This is a genomic window from Bradyrhizobium sp. SUTN9-2 (assembly GCF_003122645.1).
Taxonomy (GTDB): Bacteria; Pseudomonadota; Alphaproteobacteria; order Rhizobiales; family Xanthobacteraceae; genus Bradyrhizobium; species Bradyrhizobium yuanmingense.
Genome location: NZ_LAXE01000004.1, coordinates 1 through 2,775, shown reverse-complemented (window position 1 = coordinate 2,775; position 2,775 = coordinate 1). Strand labels below are relative to the sequence as shown.

At 62.5% G+C, this 2,775-nt stretch carries 2 protein-coding genes; both read right to left on the bottom strand.

Annotation, left to right across the window (positions count from 1 at the left end):
• Nucleotides 1-55: 55 nt before the first annotated feature.
• Nucleotides 56-1,327 carry an IS256 family transposase gene (locus XF30_RS37580; protein WP_109146021.1) on the bottom strand — a complete coding sequence of 424 codons (1,272 nt, stop codon included), beginning with the start codon at nucleotides 1,325-1,327 and terminating at the stop codon, nucleotides 56-58.
• 345 nt (nucleotides 1,328-1,672) lie between these two features.
• A complete protein-coding gene (locus XF30_RS37575; protein WP_036036210.1) occupies nucleotides 1,673-1,903 on the bottom strand; it encodes a hypothetical protein in 231 nt (76 codons plus the stop codon).
• Between the last annotated feature and the right edge of the window lie 872 nt (nucleotides 1,904-2,775).

Below are 2,775 nucleotides of genomic sequence, written 5' to 3'. Positions count from 1 at the left end.
GGGGATGTCCCGATCGCTGTTGAACTAGGTCGGATCGACGTTGCCGGAATGAATGTTACGCGGCCCTCGTGACGTGGGCAACGGGGTTGATCGTCATGCGATTGTGGCGAGCTTGAAGAGCCGCACGCAGAACCGACAATTGCTTATGCGCCTTCAATCGTCGGAAGCCCTTGTTGGCCTCGATCATGCCGGCCGCGACCCATCGCAAGGCCATACCGGCATCCCGCCAGCGTTTGACGTTGCGCGTGACGCGGCGAATGGTGCCCATCATGTTCTCGGCGATGTTGGTACAGGCGAGCGATCGACGAAGCTCCTTCAACTTCAACCGGACGACGGTCAGGATTTCGTCGAGGCCTTCGAGGATGCTGGCCGCTACGCCGGGCCATTGCTGGTCGAGTCGACGCGCGAGATTGCGGATCAATTTTTCGGCCTTGTCGGCATCATCGAGCTCCCAGGCCTGGCGCAGCGCCCGACGGGTGGCCGCATGATGCTCTTTCGGCAGGCGTTCCATGATGTTGCGCGCCTTGTGGATCTGGCAGCGCTGGATCGCAGCGGCCGAACCGAAGGTGCGGCGGATCGCCTTCGACAACGCCTTCGCGCCGTCGGCGATGAACAGTCTTGGCACCGTCGGGTCGAGCCCGCGCGAGACCAGGTTGTCCAGCAGGGCCTGAACCGTTGCGGCATTCTCGGTCGCCCCTTCCACCAGCGCCAGCGGATGCTTGTTGCCTTCGCCGTCAACCCCGATCGCGGCGACCAGCACGAGATCGTCGCCGAGATGCAGCCCGTCGATTTGGACCACCAGAAGGTCGAGCGCGGACAGATCGGCAGCCATGAAGTCGGCCAGCCGCGCCGCCGACAGCGCTACGAACCTCCGCGAGGCCGCCGACTCCGAAACCCCCGATCCGGGCGGTGCCGGCACGTCACCCTCGGGCAGCCGGACAGCGCGGCCGAACCGGCGCGTCGACACATTGATCAGCATCAGGTTCATCGCCCAGCGACCGAGCCAGTCCTCCTGCGCCGCCGTTTCCCAGCTCGGGATCGTGACCTCGCGGCCGTTCACGCCCCGGACCCGCGGGCGCTCGACCTCGATCTTGCCGCCATGGAAACCGATCCGTCCGCGCGTTCGGCCCCAACGGTGCGCCCGCCGCACCGCATCGCGACCGTGGCGCGGCCCGCAGGCCGCCGTCACATCCGCCTCCATCATCGTGCCGAGCGCCTCGATCCCCGCCGCAAGGCAGAACCGATCAAAGCTCGCCCGCACTTCCGCAAACGCTTCGTCCACAGCCCCAGTCGCCGGCGAACCAGCCGGTGTGATATCTCTCGTCATGGCGTTGCTCTCCTTTGTGGAATCAGCACCCCGAGCCTACCGGCTCAAGGTGAGCAACGCCGACCTCTTCAGAAATTCAACAGAACCCGGGACATCCCCGTACCAGCCGGTTCTCGGGTGGGATGCCTGTGAGACTTTCGCCAGCGCGCCGCGCCCGTGCTGCCTACGATCCGGGACTGATCGCCAAGTCACCGCCCTATCCTGGTAGTTGCGCTAGGGCATTCGTCGGGATGATGTATCCCCGTCAGCTTCTTTCGTCGCTGAGGCTGGCTGCGTAGAAGTCACTAGCGAGTGGCAGGGACAGCACTTTATTGGTCCACTTCCAAGCGTCGAGTCAAGTGGCCGCTAACGTTCCCGCTGTTTAGGTCGCGCGGCTGCCACCGTGAGTCCGGTGTGATCCTTGAGGCTATCGACTACCGTGACCGCCGCTTCGAGTTCATCTCGAAGACGCTTCGTAATCCGCAGAATGCTGCTCGCGAGCTCCTCGCGGCTGATTTCTGCACCGTGAGCAACTTTTTCTTCGAGGTCGCGTATCGCTTCGTCGATCTTGTGCAGCGAGAATGTGCTAGGCATCATCCGGCTCCGTCCTGATTGAGGGTCGGGCATCCGCCGAACCACGGTGTAAAAATGCGTCCGCTACACGGTTAAGTAAAGCGGGTGGCGTTGCGGGAAAATCTGTCCCCATCTCGCGTCTGAGCGCCTCGAATTCGGATAAGGTCGAAATCGGGCAATCCGCCACCGCGTCCATTTTTGAGCGGATAACTTCAACCCGGGATCGCCAATCGGCCAGCTGTTCTTTAGTTCGCTGTGGGCCGTACGTGTCTTCTGCCGGTGTATGGCTTGGCCTACGGACGTAGTCCGTGAATGCTCGGATTGCCACTTCGGTCCTGGGCAAGGCGTTACTCCTATGAGCGGAGCCAGCTCGAACAGTTACAGGCCGAGCATTTTATACAGGCACGCGGGGATGCGGCAACCCCCTCGTGCTGGCAGGTGCTCTCCAACTGTTCTCAGAATACAAATTGGTAGCATCTTGAGAATTTCAGCCTCTCGGGAGCAAAGGTGGTCAGCCTCAGTCTTCGAGGACGGGCTGGCCACCATCGCTTGCGACGCCACCTTGCAGGTCCAAACGGAATGCACACCTTGGAGCGACACGCCACCTCCCTACGCTCGCAGGCGCTTGCGGTGCTTGCAGCCAATCAGGCCCGGGCGGCCGATCAATCTTTGAGCCTGGCAGATCGACAAGTCGCGACGTTTAATGCTGAGGAGGCCCAGGCGCTGCTCAGCATCCTCGATTGCGTGAAGCTCGAACCCGGGCCCGAGGAGGCACGGAAGATCGCGGCGCGCATACGCGCGCTTCTAGAGGACCCACGGAGGAGCCAACCGATTCGAGTGGCGTGCTTGTAGGGTTGCGGATTCCGATCGATGTCGCCCAGGATTCCGAGATGATC